Annotated in this window: 14 protein-coding genes and 1 pseudogene; 6 read left to right on the top strand and 9 right to left on the bottom strand. The window is 72.1% G+C overall.

From position 1 onward, the window contains the following. Positions 1-203: 203 nt before the first annotated feature. Together IE206_RS02365 and IE206_RS02360 are read left to right on the top strand one after the other, a co-directional pair. The gene (locus IE206_RS02365) at positions 204-884 is read left to right on the top strand and encodes a hypothetical protein (protein WP_189960106.1); all 681 of its coding nucleotides are present in this window, start codon (positions 204-206) and stop codon (positions 882-884) included. A 107-nt stretch (positions 885-991) separates the two neighbouring features. Beyond that, a complete protein-coding gene (locus IE206_RS02360; protein WP_189960104.1) occupies positions 992-1345 on the top strand; it encodes a VOC family protein in 354 nt (117 codons plus the stop codon). Positions 1346-1489: 144 nt separating this feature from the next. Here the strand turns inward: IE206_RS02360 and IE206_RS02355 are convergent, their stop codons facing one another. The 3 genes from IE206_RS02355 to IE206_RS02345 all read right to left on the bottom strand — a co-directional run bounded on the left by IE206_RS02355 (position 1490) and on the right by IE206_RS02345 (position 3535). Beyond that, complete coding sequence (locus tag IE206_RS02355; protein WP_189960102.1) at positions 1490-2656, bottom strand: glycerophosphodiester phosphodiesterase; 1167 nt, start codon at positions 2654-2656, stop codon at positions 1490-1492. A gap of 281 nt (positions 2657-2937) precedes the next feature. Further along, positions 2938-3147 carry a hypothetical protein gene (locus tag IE206_RS02350; protein WP_189960100.1) on the bottom strand — a complete coding sequence of 70 codons (210 nt, stop codon included), beginning with the start codon at positions 3145-3147 and terminating at the stop codon, positions 2938-2940. A 211-nt stretch (positions 3148-3358) separates the two neighbouring features. Next, complete coding sequence (locus IE206_RS02345) at positions 3359-3535, bottom strand: hypothetical protein (RefSeq protein WP_189960098.1); 177 nt, start codon at positions 3533-3535, stop codon at positions 3359-3361. A gap of 317 nt (positions 3536-3852) precedes the next feature. Between IE206_RS02345 and IE206_RS02340 the strand changes: the two genes are divergently transcribed. The 3 genes from IE206_RS02340 to meaB are packed head-to-tail and all read left to right on the top strand — an operon-like array spanning position 3853 to position 8830. Further along, entirely contained in the window at positions 3853-5667 is a 1815-nt protein-coding gene (locus tag IE206_RS02340) for a methylmalonyl-CoA mutase subunit beta (protein ID WP_189960096.1), read from the top strand. Beyond that, the gene (gene scpA, locus IE206_RS02335) at positions 5667-7838 is read left to right on the top strand and encodes a methylmalonyl-CoA mutase (RefSeq protein ID WP_189960094.1); all 2172 of its coding nucleotides are present in this window, start codon (positions 5667-5669) and stop codon (positions 7836-7838) included. The genes IE206_RS02340 and scpA overlap by 1 nt, the downstream gene beginning before the upstream one ends. 5 nt (positions 7839-7843) lie before the next feature. Beyond that, on the top strand, positions 7844-8830 hold the full coding sequence (gene meaB / locus IE206_RS02330) for a methylmalonyl Co-A mutase-associated GTPase MeaB (protein ID WP_189960092.1): 987 nt from the start codon (positions 7844-7846) through the stop codon (positions 8828-8830). 77 nt (positions 8831-8907) lie between these two features. On the opposite strand, the gene IE206_RS02325 is transcribed toward meaB, so the two are convergent. Then, entirely contained in the window at positions 8908-9780 is an 873-nt protein-coding gene (locus IE206_RS02325; RefSeq protein WP_189960090.1) for a uracil-DNA glycosylase, read from the bottom strand. A 154-nt stretch (positions 9781-9934) separates the two neighbouring features. On the opposite strand from IE206_RS02325, the gene IE206_RS02320 reads away from it, so the two are divergent. After that, positions 9935-10978, top strand: a complete 1044-nt coding sequence (locus tag IE206_RS02320) for a LacI family DNA-binding transcriptional regulator (protein WP_189960089.1) — start codon at positions 9935-9937, stop codon at positions 10976-10978. On the opposite strand, the gene IE206_RS02315 is transcribed toward IE206_RS02320, so the two are convergent. The 5 genes and pseudogenes from IE206_RS02315 to IE206_RS02300 all read right to left on the bottom strand — a co-directional run bounded on the left by IE206_RS02315 (position 10962) and on the right by IE206_RS02300 (position 17392). Continuing rightward, positions 10962-11672 (bottom strand): sulfite exporter TauE/SafE family protein, encoded by a 711-nt coding sequence (locus tag IE206_RS02315; protein WP_189960087.1) that lies wholly within the window; start codon positions 11670-11672, stop codon positions 10962-10964. The two genes, IE206_RS02320 and IE206_RS02315, sit on opposite strands and share 17 nt — an antisense overlap. Continuing rightward, positions 11669-13159 carry an amidohydrolase family protein gene (locus IE206_RS02310; protein ID WP_189960085.1) on the bottom strand — a complete coding sequence of 497 codons (1491 nt, stop codon included), beginning with the start codon at positions 13157-13159 and terminating at the stop codon, positions 11669-11671. The genes IE206_RS02315 and IE206_RS02310 overlap by 4 nt, the downstream gene beginning before the upstream one ends. After that, positions 13156-14625, bottom strand: a complete 1470-nt coding sequence (locus IE206_RS02305; protein ID WP_226598655.1) for a uracil-xanthine permease family protein — start codon at positions 14623-14625, stop codon at positions 13156-13158. Before IE206_RS02305 ends, IE206_RS02310 begins: the two co-directional genes overlap by 4 nt. Positions 14626-15042: 417 nt before the next feature. Beyond that, positions 15043-15252: pseudogene (locus tag IE206_RS43540) on the bottom strand (imine reductase family protein); the annotation flags it as partial. A gap of 31 nt (positions 15253-15283) precedes the next feature. After that, entirely contained in the window at positions 15284-17392 is a 2109-nt protein-coding gene (locus tag IE206_RS02300) for a xanthine dehydrogenase family protein molybdopterin-binding subunit (RefSeq protein ID WP_189960076.1), read from the bottom strand. Positions 17393-17422: the final 30 nt, after the last annotated feature.

Here is a 17422-nt window from a genome sequence, read left to right as displayed (position 1 = left end):
GACAGAGGGCTTCGCAACAGTGTCCACGCCCTCAGTCAAGGTGCCCGGGGAATCGGGAGCGCGCCGGGTTGCGCCGAACGGGTTGCCTCCGTGCACGGCCGAGCCACCGGTTCAGATCGGCTGACGCCCTGCCTGACCTGGCCCGCAAGCCCGCTAGGCTCGATCGCGCACTTGGCGACGACACCTTCCCACGGGGGTACGACATGACGATTCGGCGTCCGGGCATGCCCGGCGACCTGCCGCGGCCCGAGACCCTCTGGGCACGATGGGGCCTGCTCGCGGTACTGGAGGCGACGACCGAGGGCGAGGAGACGCCGTCGGTGCACCGCACGGGCTGCTGGATCGACACCGGCGGTCTCCACCTCGACGACTGCGGGTGTACGTGGTGGACGCTGGCCAGGATGGGCGAGGGCCGGTTCGTGCTCTATGGCGAAGACGAGTCGAGCGCCGTCAAGTGGCACAAGCCCGCCATCGACATGCTCGCCGGCGCACCCGACTGGCTCCCCCACGACAAGCTCCGCGACCTGCTCGAAGGATATGAACTCGGCTGTGTCTACTGGTACGAGAACGGCGCCTGGTCGCGTGCCCCGTACCCGGACGACCTCGACGACGACGGCCTGGACTGCGGGATGAGCCGGTTCGCCGACCGGAACGACGTCGTGCAAGCCCTCGACCTCGGCGAGGGCGAGGGAGACGAGCCGGGCACCGTCTTGAACCGAGCCGAACGGTATGAGCTGACCCCGGAAGCGCTGGAGTCCTTGGTCACCGCTTCCGCATACGACCACTGGGATCTCCCGGCCATGCTGCGAGCGCTCCATCTGACGGGCCTGGCCGGGGAAGGCAGTTCTTCTGGCGCAGCATCAAATGGCGTTCGGATGGCCTGAGTTGCTGTCCGCGGCGTCGGCTACTCGGCCGTGGGGAAGGTGAGGGAGCCACCGAGGTTTGGGTAGCGTGGGGGTTCCGTACGTTCCTGCGTCCCACGGAGTGGCTCATGTACGTTCGCCGGATCGTTCCCAACTTCCGGTCCGAGGGCCAGGCCCTTGCCGAGAGTTCCGACTTCTACGGTGTGCTCGGGTTCGAGGAAGTGATGAACCACGGCTGGATCGTCACGCTTGCCTCCACGGACGATCCCGCCGTGCAGCTGAGTCTGATGACCAAGGACCAGACGGCCCCGGTCACGCCGGACGTGAGCATCGAGGTCGAGGACGTCGACGCGGTGTACCGGGCGATGGTGGAGCGCGGCGCCGAGATCGTCCACCCTCTCACGGACGAGGAGTGGGGCGTGCGCCGCTTCTTCGTCCGGGACCCGAACGGCCGGGTCGTCAACGTACTCAGCCATTCCTGAGGACCGGCACTGGCGTACACCGCGTCGAGGCCCGGTGGCCGGGCAAGCGGAACGGGCCGGCGCCGAGCCCCCTGAGACATTCCCACTCGCGTGAGTACGCGGAGTGGGAGGGAGCCCGGTGCCGGGCCGGGGCGCGGGGGACGGTCAGTGGCGGCGGAATTCCTCGGCGGCCAGAAGCGCGGTGTCCGGGTCGTCCGAGAACAGGCCGTCGATGCCGGTCGCGAAGAGTGCCTTGAAGTACGCCAGTGAGTTGCCGTAGTCGCCGGGGTTGTTGCCGACCCGGAAGTCGAGCGGCAGGAAGCTGTTCTCGTTCCGCACGGTGTACGGGGTGAGGAACAGTCCCGCGGCGTGCGCGTCGCGGACGAGCGTGGTGGGCTTGCCGAGTTTGCCCTGGTCGTCCTGCGCGATGATCTGCGGCAGCCAGGGGCCGATGCCCTGGGCGAAGCCGGCGATCCACCGGAGACCCTCGGGCGTGAGGAGGTCGGCGGTGGTGCGCGGGTCGCCGGACTCGACGAAGTCCGCGGGCCTGACGGACGGCTCGTCGAGCAGGACGGTCTTGGCGCACTGCACCCCCAGTTCGCTGAGCCGCCTGAGGCTGCTGGGCTCGAAGGACTGCAGGATGATCGGAGCGTGCGCGGTGTGCCGGCCGTAGCGGCGCAGCAGCTTGGCGAGCGGCTCCTCGACGCCCAGGCCCAGCTTGCGGAAGTAGGTGGGGTGCTTGGTCTCGGGGTAGATCCAGACGGGGCGGCCGCGGCGGCGCCCCTCGCGCTCGGCCCACTGGAGGACCTCTTCGAAGGTGGGCACCTCCCAGCGCCCGTTGTACAGGGTGTTGTGCTGGCGGACCGCGGGGATGCGCTCCTTGGCGCGCAGGGTCTTCAGCTCGGCGAGCGTGAAGTCCTCGGTGAACCAGCCGGTGATCTTCGTGCCGTCCACGGTCTTGGTGGTCTTGCGGCCGGCGAACTCGTGGTGGTCCGCGACGTCGGTGGTGGCGGAGATGTCGGGCTCGTGCCGGCAGACCAGGTGCCCGTCCTTGGTGGGGACGAGGTCACCGGCCTCGATGACGTCCGCTCCCATGTCGAGGGCGAGTTGGTAGGAGCCGAAGGTGTGCTCCGGGCGGTAGCCGCTGGCGCCACGGTGGGCGATGACGAACGGCACGGGCAGCTTCACGGGCGGCTCGGCGGGCGTCGACCGCTCCGCCGGCCCCGTGGCGGCCGCGTTCGCCTGTCCCGCTCCGGCCAGTACCGCGGCCCCGGCTCCCAGGGCCGCAGCTCCCAGTACCGTCCGCCGCCCCGGCTCATACCGCTTGTCCATGCCCGTGCTCCTTGCTCTGTGTGGGGGCCCCGAACCGACCGATTCATATCAGGGCATTTCGGGGTTTTCCAGTGCATCAACCTGCTCCGTGAAGCCACTTCGCACGCCTCGCGGAAGCACCTTGATCGTAAACACGGACGGTGACCCCCAGGAGGCGCAGGGGGTGTCGTGGGAGATCGGGGGCTGATCGATGTCGGCTCGGTTGCTCCAACCCCCGTATGAATGAACGGAGTAGGGCGCGACGCCCCGTGCATCGGGCAAGTGCGGGTCGGCAGCCGGGCTCATTTGCCGCAGACCGACACCACCGTCGCGACCACGACCGTGCCGGCGGCGAACCCGGTCATGACGGAGTGCAGTATCTCCAGCCGGAGGTCCGTCGGCCGCTCGGGCCCGTTCGGGCAGTGGTTCCCCTGCTCGCGCCGCGAACTCTTCAGCCAGTACACGTCCGGCAGCCCGGCATGGACGGGCTTCGACTCAGACAGGTGGTCCACGATCCGTCAACGCCCCCTGCCCCGTCCGGGCAACGACGTGAACGCGGACCGCAACCCAACCGCAATCGTGCGCCCGGGCCCGGGCACCGCAACGAAGCGGCGCCCGGGCCCGGGCGGTGGGTACATCACGCATGAAGTCGCACTGCTGGGGGTCAACGCCCCGGCACGCGACCGGACTTCATGCTGCGAGGCCGTGAGGAGGCGCTCGTGGCTAACGTAGGCCGGCGACCGACACGAGGGTCTTCGTCAGGAAGTCGGCACCGGTGGCCAGGGGGCCGAGTCCGCCGGCGGGGCCCGCGTCCTCGGCGAAGGCCGACGTCAGCGAGGTGGTGCACAGTACTACGGCTGTCAGAACAGCGACGGTGACGGTTCGTCTGATGGATCGCACGATGTGATGTCTCCAGTGTGAGGGGCGCACGGATGTGGCGCTGCCCGGACAGTGCCCGCTCCCGCCCACCCCACGCGCGGTCGCCATCAGGTTCCCCGGTATGGCCCAGCCTCGGGGGAACGCCTCCCGCGGCATTCCGGCGCGGCACAGCGCGGGCCGGCTCCCACCACGGACGCCACCGCGCCACCCGGCACCGGCCGACACCTGCGTACTCCCCTAGCGGGGAAACAGTCCAGGGATCAAGGGTGATCGGGAGAGTGCAAGGTCACAGCCCTGTGCACTGCTGCTCCTTTGTGGGACTGGCCTAGCATTCGAGCATGACGGTCCTGCCTGACGACGGGCTTTCGCTGGCAGCCGAGTTTCCTGATGCGACACATGAGCAGTGGCAGCGCCTTGTGGAAGGCGTACTGCGCAAGTCGGGCAAGGAACTCTCGGGTGCGGCAGCCGAAGACGCCCTGTCCACCGCGTTGGAGGACGGGCTCGGTACGCGTCCCCTCTACACGGCGGACGACTCCGTGCCCGATCCCGGTTTCCCCGGTTTTGCACCTTTCGTACGCGGTGGCCGCGTCGAGGGGAGCACCACCGGCGGCTGGGACGTGCGGCAGCGGCACACCGCGGTCGCGGACGGTGCGGTGCTCGCCGACCTGGAGAACGGGGTCACCTCGCTGTGGCTCGTCGCCGGCGACGGCGGGTTCCCGGTGGAGCGCCTGCCCCAGGTCCTGGAAGGTGTGTACCTCGATCTCGCGGCCGTCGCCCTGGACGCGGGGTCTCAAGTCGAGCCCGCCGCACGGGAGTTGCTCCGCCTGTACGAGGAGCGCGGGGTCGCCAGGGAGGCGGCACGGGGCAACCTCGGGGCCGATCCGCTGGGCCACGAGGCGCGTACCGGAGAGGCGTTCGGCTTCGCACCCGTGGCCGGGCTCGCGCGGCAGTGTGCCGACGCGTACCCGGGGCTGCGCGCCCTGACCGTGGACGCCCTGCCGTACCACGAAGCCGGCGGCTCTGCCGCGCAGGAGCTGGGCTGCTCGCTCGCGACCGGTGTCGCCTACCTGCGGGAGCTGACCGAGGCGGGGCTCACGGCCGAACAGGCCGCCGCCCAGCTGGAGTTCCGGTACGCGGCCACCGCCGACCAGTTCCTGACGATCGCCAAGCTGCGGGCCGCCCGCAGGCTCTGGGCGCGCGTCACCGAGGTCTGCGGCGCCCCGGCGGCGCAGATCCAGCACGCCGTCACCTCGCCCGTGATGATGTCGCGCCGCGACCCGTGGGTGAACATGCTGCGCACCACGGTCGCCACGCTGGCCGCCGGGGTCGGCGGCGCGGACGCCGTCACCGTGCTGCCCTTCGACCACGCGCTGGGGCTGCCCGACGCGTTCGCGCGCCGCATCGCCCGCAACACTTCGTCGATCCTGGTCGAGGAGTCGCATCTGGCCCGGGTGATCGACCCTGCGGGTGGCTCCTGGTACGTCGAGCGGCTCACCGATGAACTCGCCCACGCGGGCTGGGAGTTCTTCCGACGGATCGAGCGCGCGGGGGGCCAGGCGTCCGCCCTGCGCTCCGGCTTCATCGGCGAGGACCTGGCGAACACCTGGGCCGTACGCTCCGCCCAGCTCGCCAAGCGCCGCGAACCCATCACCGGCGTCAGCGAGTTCCCCAACCTCGCCGAGCCCCCGGTCGAGCGGGCGCCCGCGGCCCCGGCGCCGTCCGGAGGGCTGCCCCGGGTGCGGCGCGACGAGGCGTTCGAGGCCCTGCGCGCCCGCTCCGACGCGCACCTCGCGGCCACCGGCTCGCGGCCGCGCATCTTCCTGGCCACCCTGGGACCGGCCGCCGCCCACACCGCGCGGGCGACCTTCGCCGCCAACCTGTTCCAGGCGGGCGGCATCGAACCGGTCACCGGGGACGCCACCGCCGAGGCGTTCCGCGCGTCCGGCGCCACCGAGTCCTGTCTCTGCTCCAGTGACGCGCTGTACGAGGAACAGGCGGCGGCCGCCGCCGGCACCCTCAAGTCGGCAGGCGCCACACAGGTGTTCCTCGCCGGTCGTCCCGGGCAGTACAGCGATGTGGACGCGTACGTCTTCGCGGGCTGCGACGCCGTCGCCCTGCTCTCCACCACCCTCGACCGCATGGGAGTGTCCTGATGGGAATCCCCGACTTCTCCGGGGTCGACCTCGGGGCGCCCCGCGCCGAAGGCTCCGCCGACGCATGGCGTGCGGCCCTCACCCAGGCGGCCGGCAGCGAGCCGCTCTGGGAGACCCCCGAGGGCATCGCGGTCAAGCCGCTCTACACCGGGCACGACCTGGAAGGCCTCGACTTCCTCGGCACGTACCCGGGCATCGCGCCCTACCTGCGCGGGCCCTACCCGACGATGTACGTCAACCAGCCCTGGACGATCCGGCAGTACGCCGGGTTCTCCACGGCCGAGGAGTCCAACGCCTTCTACCGGCGCAACCTCGCGGCCGGGCAGAAGGGCCTGTCCGTCGCCTTCGACCTGCCCACCCACCGCGGCTACGACAGCGACCACCCGAGGGTGACCGGTGACGTCGGCATGGCCGGCGTGGCCATCGACTCGATCTATGACATGCGGCAGCTCTTCGACGGCATCCCGCTCGACAGGATGACCGTGTCGATGACGATGAACGGCGCCGTGCTGCCCGTCCTCGCGCTGTACATCGTGGCGGCCGAGGAGCAGGGCGTACCGCCGGAGAAGCTGGCCGGGACCATCCAGAACGACATCCTCAAGGAGTTCATGGTCCGCAACACCTACATCTATCCGCCGAAGCCGTCGATGCGGATCATCTCCGACATCTTCGCCTTCACCTCGCAGCGGATGCCGCGCTACAACTCCATCTCCATCTCCGGCTACCACATCCAGGAGGCCGGGGCGACGGCCGACCTGGAGCTGGCCTACACGCTGGCCGACGGTGTGGAGTATCTGCGGGCCGGGCAGGAGGCGGGCCTCGACGTGGACGCGTTCGCGCCGCGGCTGAGCTTCTTCTGGGCGATCGGCATGAACTTCTTCATGGAGATCGCCAAGATGCGGGCCGCGCGCCTGCTGTGGGCGAGGCTGGTCAAGCAGTTCGACCCGAAGAACACCAAGTCCCTTTCGCTGCGCACCCATTCGCAGACCTCGGGGTGGTCGCTGACCGCACAGGACGTCTTCAACAACGTGACCCGTACGTGTGTGGAGGCGATGGCCGCCACCCAGGGCCACACCCAGTCGCTGCACACCAACGCCCTGGACGAGGCGCTCGCGCTGCCCACCGACTTCTCGGCGCGCATCGCCCGCAACACCCAGCTACTCATCCAGCAGGAGTCGGGAACCACCCGGGTCATCGACCCGTGGGGCGGCAGCGCTTACGTCGAGAAGCTGACGTACGACCTGGCACGGCGGGCCTGGCAGCACATCGAGGAGGTCGAGGCGGCCGGCGGCATGGCGCAGGCCATCGACGCGGGCATCCCGAAGCTGCGTGTCGAGGAGGCCGCGGCCCGCACCCAGGCCCGGATCGACTCCGGCCGTCAGCCGGTCATCGGCGTGAACAAGTACCGCGTCGACAGCGACGAGCAGATCGACGTCCTCAAGGTCGACAACTCCTCGGTCCGCGGCCGGCAGATCGAGAAGCTGCGCCGGCTGCGCGCCGAGCGCGACGAGACCGCGTGCCGGGACGCCCTCGACGCCCTCACCCGGGCGGCGGGCGGCGAGGGCAACCTCCTCGAACTCGCCGTGCGCGCGGCCCGCGCCAAGGCCACCGTCGGCGAGATCTCCGACGCCCTGGAGAAGGTGTACGGCCGCCACTCCAGCCAGATCCGTACGATCTCCGGTGTGTACCGCAACGAGGCAGGGGAGTCGCCGTCCGTGGAGCGCACGCGGACCAGGGTGGACGCCTTCGAGGAGGCCGAGGGGCGGCGTCCGCGCATCCTGGTCGCCAAGATGGGCCAGGACGGCCACGACCGCGGCCAGAAGGTCATCGCCACCGCCTTCGCCGACCTCGGCTTCGACGTGGACGTCGGCCCGCTGTTCCAGACCCCGGCCGAGGTCGCACGCCAGGCCGTCGAGGCCGACGTGCACATCGTCGGCGTGTCCTCACTGGCCGCCGGGCACCTCACCCTCGTACCGGCGCTGCGCGAGCAACTGGCCGAGGAGGGACGCGAGGACATCATGATCGTGGTGGGCGGCGTGATCCCCCCGCAGGACGTGCCGACCCTTCTGGAGATGGGCGCAACCGCGGTCTTCCCGCCGGGCACGGTCATCCCGGACGCGGCGTACGACCTGGTCGACAAGCTCGCCGCCGAACTCGGACACGACCTCTGAGCCCCATGGCCATCGACCTCGACACCTATGTGAAGGGCGTACTCGACGGGAAGCGGGCGCACATCGCCCGCGCCATCACCCTCGTCGAGTCCACCCGGCCCGACCACCGGACCCTGGCGCAGTCCCTGCTCACCCACCTGCTCCCGCACAGCGGAAAGGCCCGGCGGGTGGGCATCAGCGGGGTACCCGGTGTCGGCAAGTCGACGTTCATCGACGCGCTCGGCACGATGCTGACCTCGCTCGGGCACCGGGTCGCGGTCCTGGCCGTCGACCCGTCCTCGACCCGCACGGGCGGCTCCATCCTGGGCGACAAGACCCGCATGGAACGCCTCGCCGTCGACCCCGCCGCCTTCGTACGCCCCTCGCCCACCGCCGGCACGCTCGGCGGGGTGGCCAAGGCGACGCGGGAGTCCATCGTGGTGATGGAGGCGGCGGGCTACGACGTGATCCTGGTGGAGACGGTCGGCGTCGGCCAGTCGGAGACCGCGGTCGCGAACATGGTCGACACCTTCCTGCTGCTCACCCTGGCCCGCACCGGCGACCAGCTGCAGGGCATCAAGAAGGGCGTCCTGGAGCTGGCCGACGTGATCGCCGTGAACAAGGCGGACGGCCCGCACGAGCGCGACGCCAGGGCCGCGGGCCGCGAACTGGCGGGCGCCCTGCGCCTGATGCACCCCATGGACGCGGCCTGGACACCCCCCGTCCTCTCCTGCAGCGCCCGCGAATCGACCGGCCTCGACACCGTCTGGGAGCGCGTCGAAGCACACCGCACCCTGCTCGACTCGACCGGCCGGCTCGCCGCCAAGCGCCGCGAGCAGCAGGTCGACTGGACCTGGACGATGGTCCGCGACGAGCTGCTCGGCCGCCTCCACGCGGATCCCGAGGTACGGTCCCTGGCACCCACCCTCGAACAACAGGTCCGCAACGGCGAGTTGACGGCCACGCTCGCCGCGGAGCGCATCCTCGGAGTGTTCGGCGGCGGAGGGGTCTGAGGCGCGAGGCGGTCGCCGCGACCGCCCGGAGTGTCCGGCGCGCGTTCCGGACGCCGTGGACAAGGCGCTGCGGACGGTCAGGAGCTCGGCGGGCCCGGCCTGGGGCCGAGTGCGTCCGCGCGCCCGCCCAGGCCCGCGAGGTGCGCGGCCTGGTGGAGCAGGTCAATGAGCATGGGGGAGGTCAGGCGTCCCGTGAAGGTGTTGCGCCGGCTGGGGTGGTAGCAGCCGATCACATGGAGTTCGTCGTCCGCGGCCCGGCCGCCGTGTTCGCTCCGGCCCGCGTCCGCCGGCCGCGCGGCATCCGGCTCCGCGCGTCGCAGCGTCACTACGTTGCCGTGCGCGAACCGGGGCCGGGGGCGCGGCAGTCGCCAGCCGCAGTCGGAGAGGACGGGCAGGAGCGCCTGCCAGCCGAAACCCCCCAGGACAACGATCGCGCGAGGGTTCAGCAGCGTGATTTCGGCCGCCAGCCACGGTCGGCACGTGTCCCGCTCCGCGGGTGTCGGCTTGTTCGCGGGAGGAGCGCAGTGGACGGGGGAGGTCACCCGCACCCCGTACAGCTCGAGGCCGTCGTCGGCCGCGGTGGCGGTGGGCCGAGAGGCGAGGCCTGCAGCGTGCAGGGCCGCGAAGAGGAAGTCGCCCGAAGCGTCGCCGGTGAACATACGGCCCGTCCGGTTGGCGCCGTGAGCGGCCGGAGCGAGCCCGACCACCGCCAGGGGGGCATCGTGCGGACCGAACCCCGGCACCGGCCTGCCCCAGTACTCCCAGCCCTGGAAGCCTGCTCGTTTCGTCGCGGCGACCTTCTCGCGCCAGGCGACAAGGCGCGGACAGGCCCGGCATCCGATCAGGTGGCCGTCCAGCTCACCGAGCCCGCCGCAGCGCGCCGCGTGGAACACGGGGAAGCGGCGATCCCCGGCGGAGGGCCGCGGACCTGTGGCGCCGACCTCGTGCATGGGCCCACGCTACCGGTGTGGTCCCTCCGGTCTCCACGACCGCACGGCGGTGCCGCTCGCGCGTTCGCGCACCCGGTTTCGCCCGGTCGGGACGGCCTCGGCGAAGATGGGGCCACGTCCCGTTGGCCGTCCCAGCACAGGAGTGCCCCCGCAGATGCCCGCTTCCGGTTCCCCCCACGGTGCCAAGCCGCCGACGATCGCCGATGTCGCGCGCGTCGCGGGTGTGTCGCGTACGACGGTCTCGCACGCGCTCAACGGGCTCGGCAAGGTGGATCCCCGCACCAGGGAGCGCATCAAGCAGACCGCCCTGGAACTCGGCTACCGGCCCAACTTGCGTGCACAGCGCCTGCGTACCGGCCAGGCGAAGGCCATCGCGCTGGTGTCGTCCATGCCGTTCGCGGTGGCCGGCGGCCCGTCGCGGCTCGGGTTCTACATGGAGGTGGCCGCCGCGGCCGCGGAGAGCGCCCTCGTCCACGGTTATGCGCTGGTGTTGGTGCCGCCCGTGCGGTCCGGGTCAGCGCTCTACTCCCTCGACATCGACGGGGCCATCGTCGTCGAACCCGACGTCGACGACGCGGCGGCGACGCAACTGCGCGAGCGGGGGCTGCCGTACGTCGCCCTGGGCCGGCCGGTCGCGGCGGACGACGACGCGCCCTATGTGGATCTGTGGGGCGAGCGGGTGACGAGCGTGCTCCTCACGCATCTGCGGGAGCAGGGGGCCCGGCATCCGGCGCTCGTCGTGGGCTCGGGCTCGCGGCACTCGTCGGTCGACGCCCGCGCCGCGTACGAACGGCTGGCCGCCGAGCACGGCTGGGCCCCCGTCGTCGAGGCATGGCCCGAGACGGGGGGCGAGGACGAGGCGTACGAGCGCTGCAAGGCGCTGCTGGCCGCGCACCCCGAGACCGACGCGGTCTGCGCCCTGGTGGACGCCTTCGCCGTCGGGGCGGTACGGGCCATCCGGGACAGCGGGCGCTCCATCCCCGACGACGTCATGGTCGCCACCCGCTACGACGGGCTGCGCGCCCGCACCTGCCAACCCCCTCTGACGGCGGTCGACCTGCACCTGGACCGGGCCGCGTCCGACGCGGTGGAACTGCTCCTCGCAGGGCTGCGCGGCGCCGCGACCGCACCCTGCGCGGCGCCGCCGCCCGCCCCGACCCTGGTCCCGCGCGCCTCCTCGCTCAGGGACCCGCGATGAGCACGGTGCCGGAGACCAGCGCGAAGACCAGCACGAACAGCCGCATCCGACGGGCATCGATGCGCTGATGCACCAACCGGCTCAGCCAGGCCCCCGCGGCGATCGCCGGAAGCAGTGCGATCGCCCAGCCCAGATCCGCGACGCGCCCCCGCCCCGTGGCGAACAGAAGGGCGAGCGAGGCCACTTCACCCACCAGGAAGCAGGCGGCGACGGTGGAGCGGAGCTCGGCGGGCGGCCGGTGCTGATAGACCAGGGCCAGCGGCGGGCCGCCGACCCCGGTCGCGGTCTCCGTGAGGCCCGTGACCAGGCCCGCCCCGACGTACGCAGCACGGTTGGGCGCGAAGGCCGGTGCGGCCAGGCTCACCAGCGCCGCCGCGACCGTGGCACCGCCGACGAACAGCCCGATGCTGCGGTCCGGGATGAGCCAGAGCAGCGCGAGCCCGCCCGGCGTGGCGGCGATCCGGGCCACCGTGATCCAGCGGGCCCCGCGCAGATCGAGCGAGGCCCGTTCGCGCCAGGCGACGTACAGGTTGAGCGGGATCATCGACGCGAGGACGAAGACGGGCAGGAGCGAGGGATCGACGATGCCGGCCACCGGTGCGACGACCAGCGCGAAGCCGAGCCCGCTGCCGCCCTGGACGAATGCGGCGATCCCCACCGTGATGGCCAGGACGACCAGGGTCTGCGTGGTCACTGTGCGGTGCTCCGGTTCCGTGCTGGGGCGTTCTGCGCGGGGATGCCGCCTGCCTGGGTGAGGGGGTGCGCTGTGGTCGTGCGGGCGGCCGGGGGCCGGGCGGTCGCCGCTGTGCGGGCAGCCGTCGAGGTGGGGTGGGCGCGGGTGATGGGCGCCCTTGCGACGGCGGTACGCGCCAGCGCGGCGGCGCGGCGCACGAGCGCGGGGCCGTCCCAGTCGACGGGCCGGCCGTGCCACAGACGCAGCCGGCCGGCCACGAAGACGGCGCTGATCTGGTCCCGGTTGCCGCGCCGCACCAACTCCCAGGGCAGGTCCCAGGACAGCGCGAGTTCCGGCGTGGACACGTCCACCAGGAGGAAGTCGGCGGCCATGCCGACGCCGACGGCACCGGTGTGGCCGCCGAGGCCGACGGCGTCCGCGCCTCCTGTGGTGGCATGCTCCAGCCAGGTATGGCCCGCTCCGCAGGACGAGTCGCCCGTGGCGAGGCCGTACGTGAGGCGCTGCGCGAACTCGGCCGCGTCGGCGAGGCGGAACCCGTCGCCGCGGGTTCCGTCGCTGCCGATCCCGAAGCGGACGCCCCGCTCGGCGAGGGCGGTCGCGGGGGCCACCGCGTTGCCCTTCCAGGCACTGGCGACGGGGTTGTAGCTGACGGCCGTTCCCGTGTCGGCCAGGAGCGACACCTCGCGGGGTGACAGGAGGGTGGTGTGGGCGGCCAGGAGATGGGGGCCGAGCGCGTCGACGCCGTGGAGATGTTCCAGGGGGCGCAGGCCGTGGCGCAGCAGGGAGCGTTCGACCGCCGCGAGATGCTCGTTGACGTGCATCTGGACGACCGCTCCGGCCTCGGTGGCGAGTCGGCCGGTCGCGTGCAGGGTGGCGTTGGTGGCGGCCTCGGGGATGGAGATCGCGAGGGAGGGGTGGATGAGCGGATCGTCGCTGTACGCGGCCAGGTGCTTCTCGGCCCGTTCGAGCACCGCGGCGGAATCGGCGCCTTCATGGGCGTCGTCGCAGATCAGTCCGAGGACGCAGCGGATCCCGGCGTCCCGCGCGGCGCAGGCGACGACGTCGGTGTCCACATCGGCGCGCGTGCCGGCGTCGGTGACGGTGGTGAACCCGCCGCGCAGCGACTCCAACGCGGCGAGCTTGGCCGCCACATACGCCGACTCCTCGTCCAGGGCGCCTTCGAGCGGCACCCACACCCGGCGGAATATCTCGGAGGGTTCGCCGAAGGCGAGGGCCGCGCCGAAGCTCTGGGTCAGATGGTGATGGCTGTCGACGAAGCCCGGCATGAGCAGGTGGCCCGGCAGGCGCAGGGCCTGGAGATGCGGATAGGCGCGCTCCAGTTCCTCGGTCGGTCCCACCGCCTCGAAGGAGCCGGCGCAGACGACCACCGCGTACAGCTCGACGACTCCTTCCGGCAGCAGGACCGCGTCGGGGATGAGGAGGAGGGGGCCGCTGGTGCGCAGCCGTTCCTGGATGAGCTCGTTCATCGGTTGCCTTCGGTGCGCAGATCGGGGCGTAGGGACAGCCGGCCGGCGAGGGCCGGTCCGACGTGGTGGAAGAGGATGTTGAGGAAGGCCGCGACGAACGCGCCGACCGCGACACCGCTTTCGAGCAGGATGCGGACGGTCGAGGGGAAGCCCTGGTAGACGTCGGGTACGAGGATGGGCAGCAGCCCGAGCGCGAGGGCGACGGCGCAGATGAACGTGTTGGTGTGCCGGTCGAGATCGCAGCGGGCGAGCATCTGCACGCCGAGCACGGTGATCACCGCGAACACGACCATGGCGGTGCCTCCGACCACCGCGGCCGGGACGACGCTGATGGCCCGGGTCACCGGCGCGAGGAACCCGATGGCGATGAGGACCACTCCGGCGGCCGCCGTGACGTAGCGGCTGCGCACCCCCGTGACGCGGACGATCCCGATGTTCTCCCCGCTCGTCACCATCAACGGCATCCCGAACACGCCGCCGAGCGCCGAGACGAGCGCGTCCCCGCGGATCGTCCGGGGCACGGCCACCCGCTGGTCGATCTCCTTGCCCACCGCCTCGGCGTTGATGACGGTCTGGCCGGTGGCCTCGGCCATGGACGCCAGGCTGTAGAGCATGAGCGGCAGGGCCGCCAGTACGTCGAACCGGGGCGAGCCGAACGGCACGAGCCGCGGCACGTCGAGCCAGCCGCCCTGGCTGAGGTGCCCGAGGCTCACGTCTCCGAGCAGCAGCGCGAGGACCGTACCGGCGATCAGGCCGAGCATGACGGAGAGCTGGCGCAGGACTCCGCGCAGGAGCAGGTGGCCGAGAACCGTGAACCCGATGGTTGCCAGGCCGAGCCCGAGCCGGCCCGGATCTGCGAAGCCTTGCTCGCCGGGGCGCCCCGTGACCAGGCCTGCCCCGACCTTCACCAGATTCACGCCGACGATGACGATCATCGTGCCGATGACGAGGGGCGGGAAGTACTTCAACAGCCGTGCGAAGACCGGCAGTACGGCGAAGGTGAAGACGGCCGTGAGGATGACCGCCCCCGTCGCGACGCGCAGGCCGTGCTCGTCGGCGATGGCCAGGAACAGGACCAGCGGCGCACCGCCCGGCAGCATGACGAAGGGCAGCCGGGGCCCGAACTTCCACAGCCCGAGCGACTGGACCAACGAGCCCAGGCCGGACAGGACGAAGGCGGCGGAGAGCAGATCGACGGTGAGACCCGCGTCCAGCCGCAGCGTGGCGCTCATCAGGAAGATGGCGGAGATGGGGGTGGCGGCCATGACCAGCACGTGCTGCACACCGAAGAGCAGGATCCGCCCCAACGGGCGTGACGCGTCGACGGGATGGGGCGCCGCCCGCTCCGCGTCGGCTGCGGTGCGGGCTGCTGCGGGGGCTGTGTCCGCCGGGTCGGCGGGGGTCGGGGAGTCCGGGGCGGTGACGCGGGCGGGGGCTGGGGGCGGGATGCGGCGGGGACGGGACACGTGCGAGCTCCGTTCGGGTCGCGAGCGCGGAATTCAGCCGTGGACCGGCCCGGACGGGAGCCACATGCGATCGGCCAAATCGATTTGGCCGCCAGTATGGGGAGCCCGAAGAAGCGGCGTCAAGGGTGGATGTCGGCGGAGGTTGGGGGAGGGGGACCAGTTCTCGGCGCGCACCGGCGCCGCTTGTGCGGTGACGGTGTCGGCGGGGGCGAGGGAGGTCATGGCCGGGCCTCAAGGACCGCCATGGCCGCCGCCCACCGCCCCCGCCCGCCGCGACCTCACGACCACACCCCACGCCGAACACCCATCCGAGCCGCTATCGGCTCCGCACGGTGCAGCAGCATCACCAGCGGTCAAGGGGGACGGCGAGAGCCATGGCCCAGGGGGCCCAGTCGCAGGGAAAACCCTTCATGGTGATCAGTCCGGCAAGGTCGGGGAGGTCGTCGGCTCCTCCCCGGGGAGCGGCTGCCTTCGGCCGCCCGGCGGTGGTCGGGAGCGAGCGGTCCCGCCGTGGCCGTCCCCGAGCGAGCGCCGGTAGCGGGCCTGCACGGCCGGCGGAAGGCCGGGGCAGAGACCGGGTGAGGTGGTGGTCTCGACGATGTGGTCGGCCGTCGCTCCCATCATGGTGACCGGGGCTCGTCCGGCATGCGCGGGCGCGCTAGACCAGTCCTCGCCCGGCGGCGTGCACCTGGTCCGGCGTGAGCGGGAGTTCCCTGAAGCGGATGCCGGTCGCGTGGTGCACCGCGTTGCCGATCGCGGCGGCCGTTCCGACGATGCCGATCTCCCCGATGCCCTTGCTTCCCATCGGGTTGAGGTGGGCGTCCTCCTCGTCGATCCAGTGCGCCTCCACCTCGGGCACGTCGGCGTGCGCCGGGACGTGGTAGCCCGCGAGGTCGCTGCCGAGGAAGGCGCCCGACGCCGGGTCCACGCGGCCGCCCTCGGTGAGCGCCATGCCGAGCCCCATCACCATGCCGCCGATGAACTGCGACCCGGCGGTCCGCGGATTGAGGATGCGCCCCGCCGCGTACACGCCGAGCAGGCGGCGCACGCGTACCTCGCCCGTGTCCGTGTCCACGCCCACCTCGGCGAAGTGGGCACCGAAGGCGTGGCGCGCGTACGGGGACTCCGCGTCCGCCGTGCCCCTGGTGTCCGCGGAGGCCGTCAGCCCCTCGGGGGGCAAGGGGCCGGAGCGCTCGTGGAGTCGGCGGGCCAGGGAGCGGCATGCCTCGTGCACGGCCCAGCCCCAGGACGCGGTGCCGGACGAGCCTCCCGCGAGCGGGGCCTTGGGAAGTCCCGTGGTGCCGATCTCCGTACGGACCGCCTCGGCGCCGACGCCGAGCGCCTCGGCCGCGATCTGCGCAAGGACGGTCCGGGCGCCGGTGCCGATGTCGGTGGCGTTGATCCGCACCACGTGGAGCCCGTCGGGGTGGGCGGTGACGGTAGCGCGGCTGGGCGAGACCAGCACCGGGTAGGTGGCGGCGGCCACGCCGGTCCCGGTCAGCCACGCCCCCGAACGCCGGACCCCCGCACGGTGGTCACGTTCGGCCCAGCCGAAGCGCTTCGCGCCCTCGCGCAGGCACTCGACGAGGTGCCGGCTGCTGAACGGACGGCCGCTGTCGGGCTCTTCGTCCGGCTCGTTGCGCGTCCGCAGCTCGATGGGGTCCATGGCGAGCGCGCAGGCGAGTTCGTCGACGGCGGACTCCAGGGCGTACATGCCCGGCGCCTCCCCGGGCGCCCGCATCCAGGACGGGGTGGGCACGTCCAGCGCGGCCACCCGGTGGGCGGTGAGGCTGTTCGCGCCGGCGTACATCACGCGCCCGGGCACCGCAGCCTGCTCGACGAACTCCTTGATCCGGGAGGTGTGCGTGGTCACCTCGTGGATCAGCGAGGTGAGTGTGCCGTCCGGCTCGGCGCCGAGCCGCAGGCGGTGGTCGGTCGGTGCGCGGTGGCCGACGAGCTCCGTCAACTGCCGCCTGGTCAGGGCGAGTTTGACGGGCCGCCGGACGTGCAGGGACGCCATCGCGGCGAGCACGACGTGCGGCCGGGGCGTGCCCTTGGAGCCGAACCCGCCGCCGACGTGTTCGCACACGACGGTCACCCGTTCCTCGGGCAGCTCGAACACCTGGGCCAGGACGGCGCGTACAGGGTCGGCGCCCTGGCTCGTGTCGTACACGGTGAGGCGGCCGTCCCGCCAGCTCGCGGTCGCTCCGTGCGGCTCCATGGGGTGGTTGTACAGGGGCGGCACACGGTAGCGCGCGTCGATCTTCACCGGTGCCGCGGCGAACCGGCCCTCGGGGTCGCCCCGTCGGCGCTCGGTGGGGTGGCCGCCGTTGACCTCGTCGGGGGTGTAGGCGCCGGGCGGGTCCTCGGTGAGGACGGATTCGTGGGGCTCGGTCTCGTATGCGACGCCTACCGACCCGGCTGCGGCGCGTGCCGCTTCCAGGGTCTCGGCGACCGCCAGGGCGACCGGCCATCCGTGGTGCGGCACTTCGGAATTCTGGAGCACGGCGAGGGTCGCGTCGTCCGTGTCGGCGAGCCGGGGCGCCGAGTCCGGGGTGAGCACGGCGAGCACTCCGGGCACCTTCAGCGCGGCGGCGGTGTCGAGGGAGGCGACCCTGCCCTTGGGTACGGTGGCCGTGACCAGCCAGGCGTACACACAGCCGGGCGGCGTGTACTCCGTGGCGTACAGGGCGCCGCCGCTCACCTTCGCTCCGCCCTCACGGCGCTCGATGGGTGAACCGACTGCGTTGTGCGCTTGCGAAGCCATGACGGGTCTCCTAGCGGGTCGAACCGGGCG

This window comes from Streptomyces violascens (assembly GCF_014649955.1).
In the GTDB taxonomy this organism is placed as follows: Bacteria; Actinomycetota; Actinomycetes; order Streptomycetales; family Streptomycetaceae; genus Streptomyces; species Streptomyces violascens.
Note: the sequence above shows the minus strand (reverse complement) of the source record. Positions and strands in the feature narration are given on the sequence as shown.

Excerpts from the sequence above, each read along its gene's own strand:
- IE206_RS02340 (WP_189960096.1), top strand. The coding sequence starts at position 3,853 with ATGACGGTCCTGCCTGACGACGGGCTTTCGCTGGCAGCCGAGTTTCCT.
- IE206_RS02360 (WP_189960104.1), top strand. The coding sequence starts at position 992 with ATGTACGTTCGCCGGATCGTTCCCAACTTCCGGTCCGAGGGCCAGGCC.
- IE206_RS02310 (WP_189960085.1), bottom strand. The coding sequence starts at position 13,159 with ATGAACGAGCTCATCCAGGAACGGCTGCGCACCAGCGGCCCCCTCCTC.
- IE206_RS02325 (WP_189960090.1), bottom strand. The coding sequence starts at position 9,780 with ATGCACGAGGTCGGCGCCACAGGTCCGCGGCCCTCCGCCGGGGATCGC.
- scpA (WP_189960094.1), top strand. The coding sequence starts at position 5,667 with ATGGGAATCCCCGACTTCTCCGGGGTCGACCTCGGGGCGCCCCGCGCC.
- IE206_RS02300 (WP_189960076.1), bottom strand. The coding sequence starts at position 17,392 with ATGGCTTCGCAAGCGCACAACGCAGTCGGTTCACCCATCGAGCGCCGT.
- IE206_RS02355 (WP_189960102.1), bottom strand. The coding sequence starts at position 2,656 with ATGGACAAGCGGTATGAGCCGGGGCGGCGGACGGTACTGGGAGCTGCG.
- meaB (WP_189960092.1), top strand. The coding sequence starts at position 7,844 with ATGGCCATCGACCTCGACACCTATGTGAAGGGCGTACTCGACGGGAAG.
- IE206_RS02320 (WP_189960089.1), top strand. The coding sequence starts at position 9,935 with ATGCCCGCTTCCGGTTCCCCCCACGGTGCCAAGCCGCCGACGATCGCC.
- IE206_RS02365 (WP_189960106.1), top strand. The coding sequence starts at position 204 with ATGACGATTCGGCGTCCGGGCATGCCCGGCGACCTGCCGCGGCCCGAG.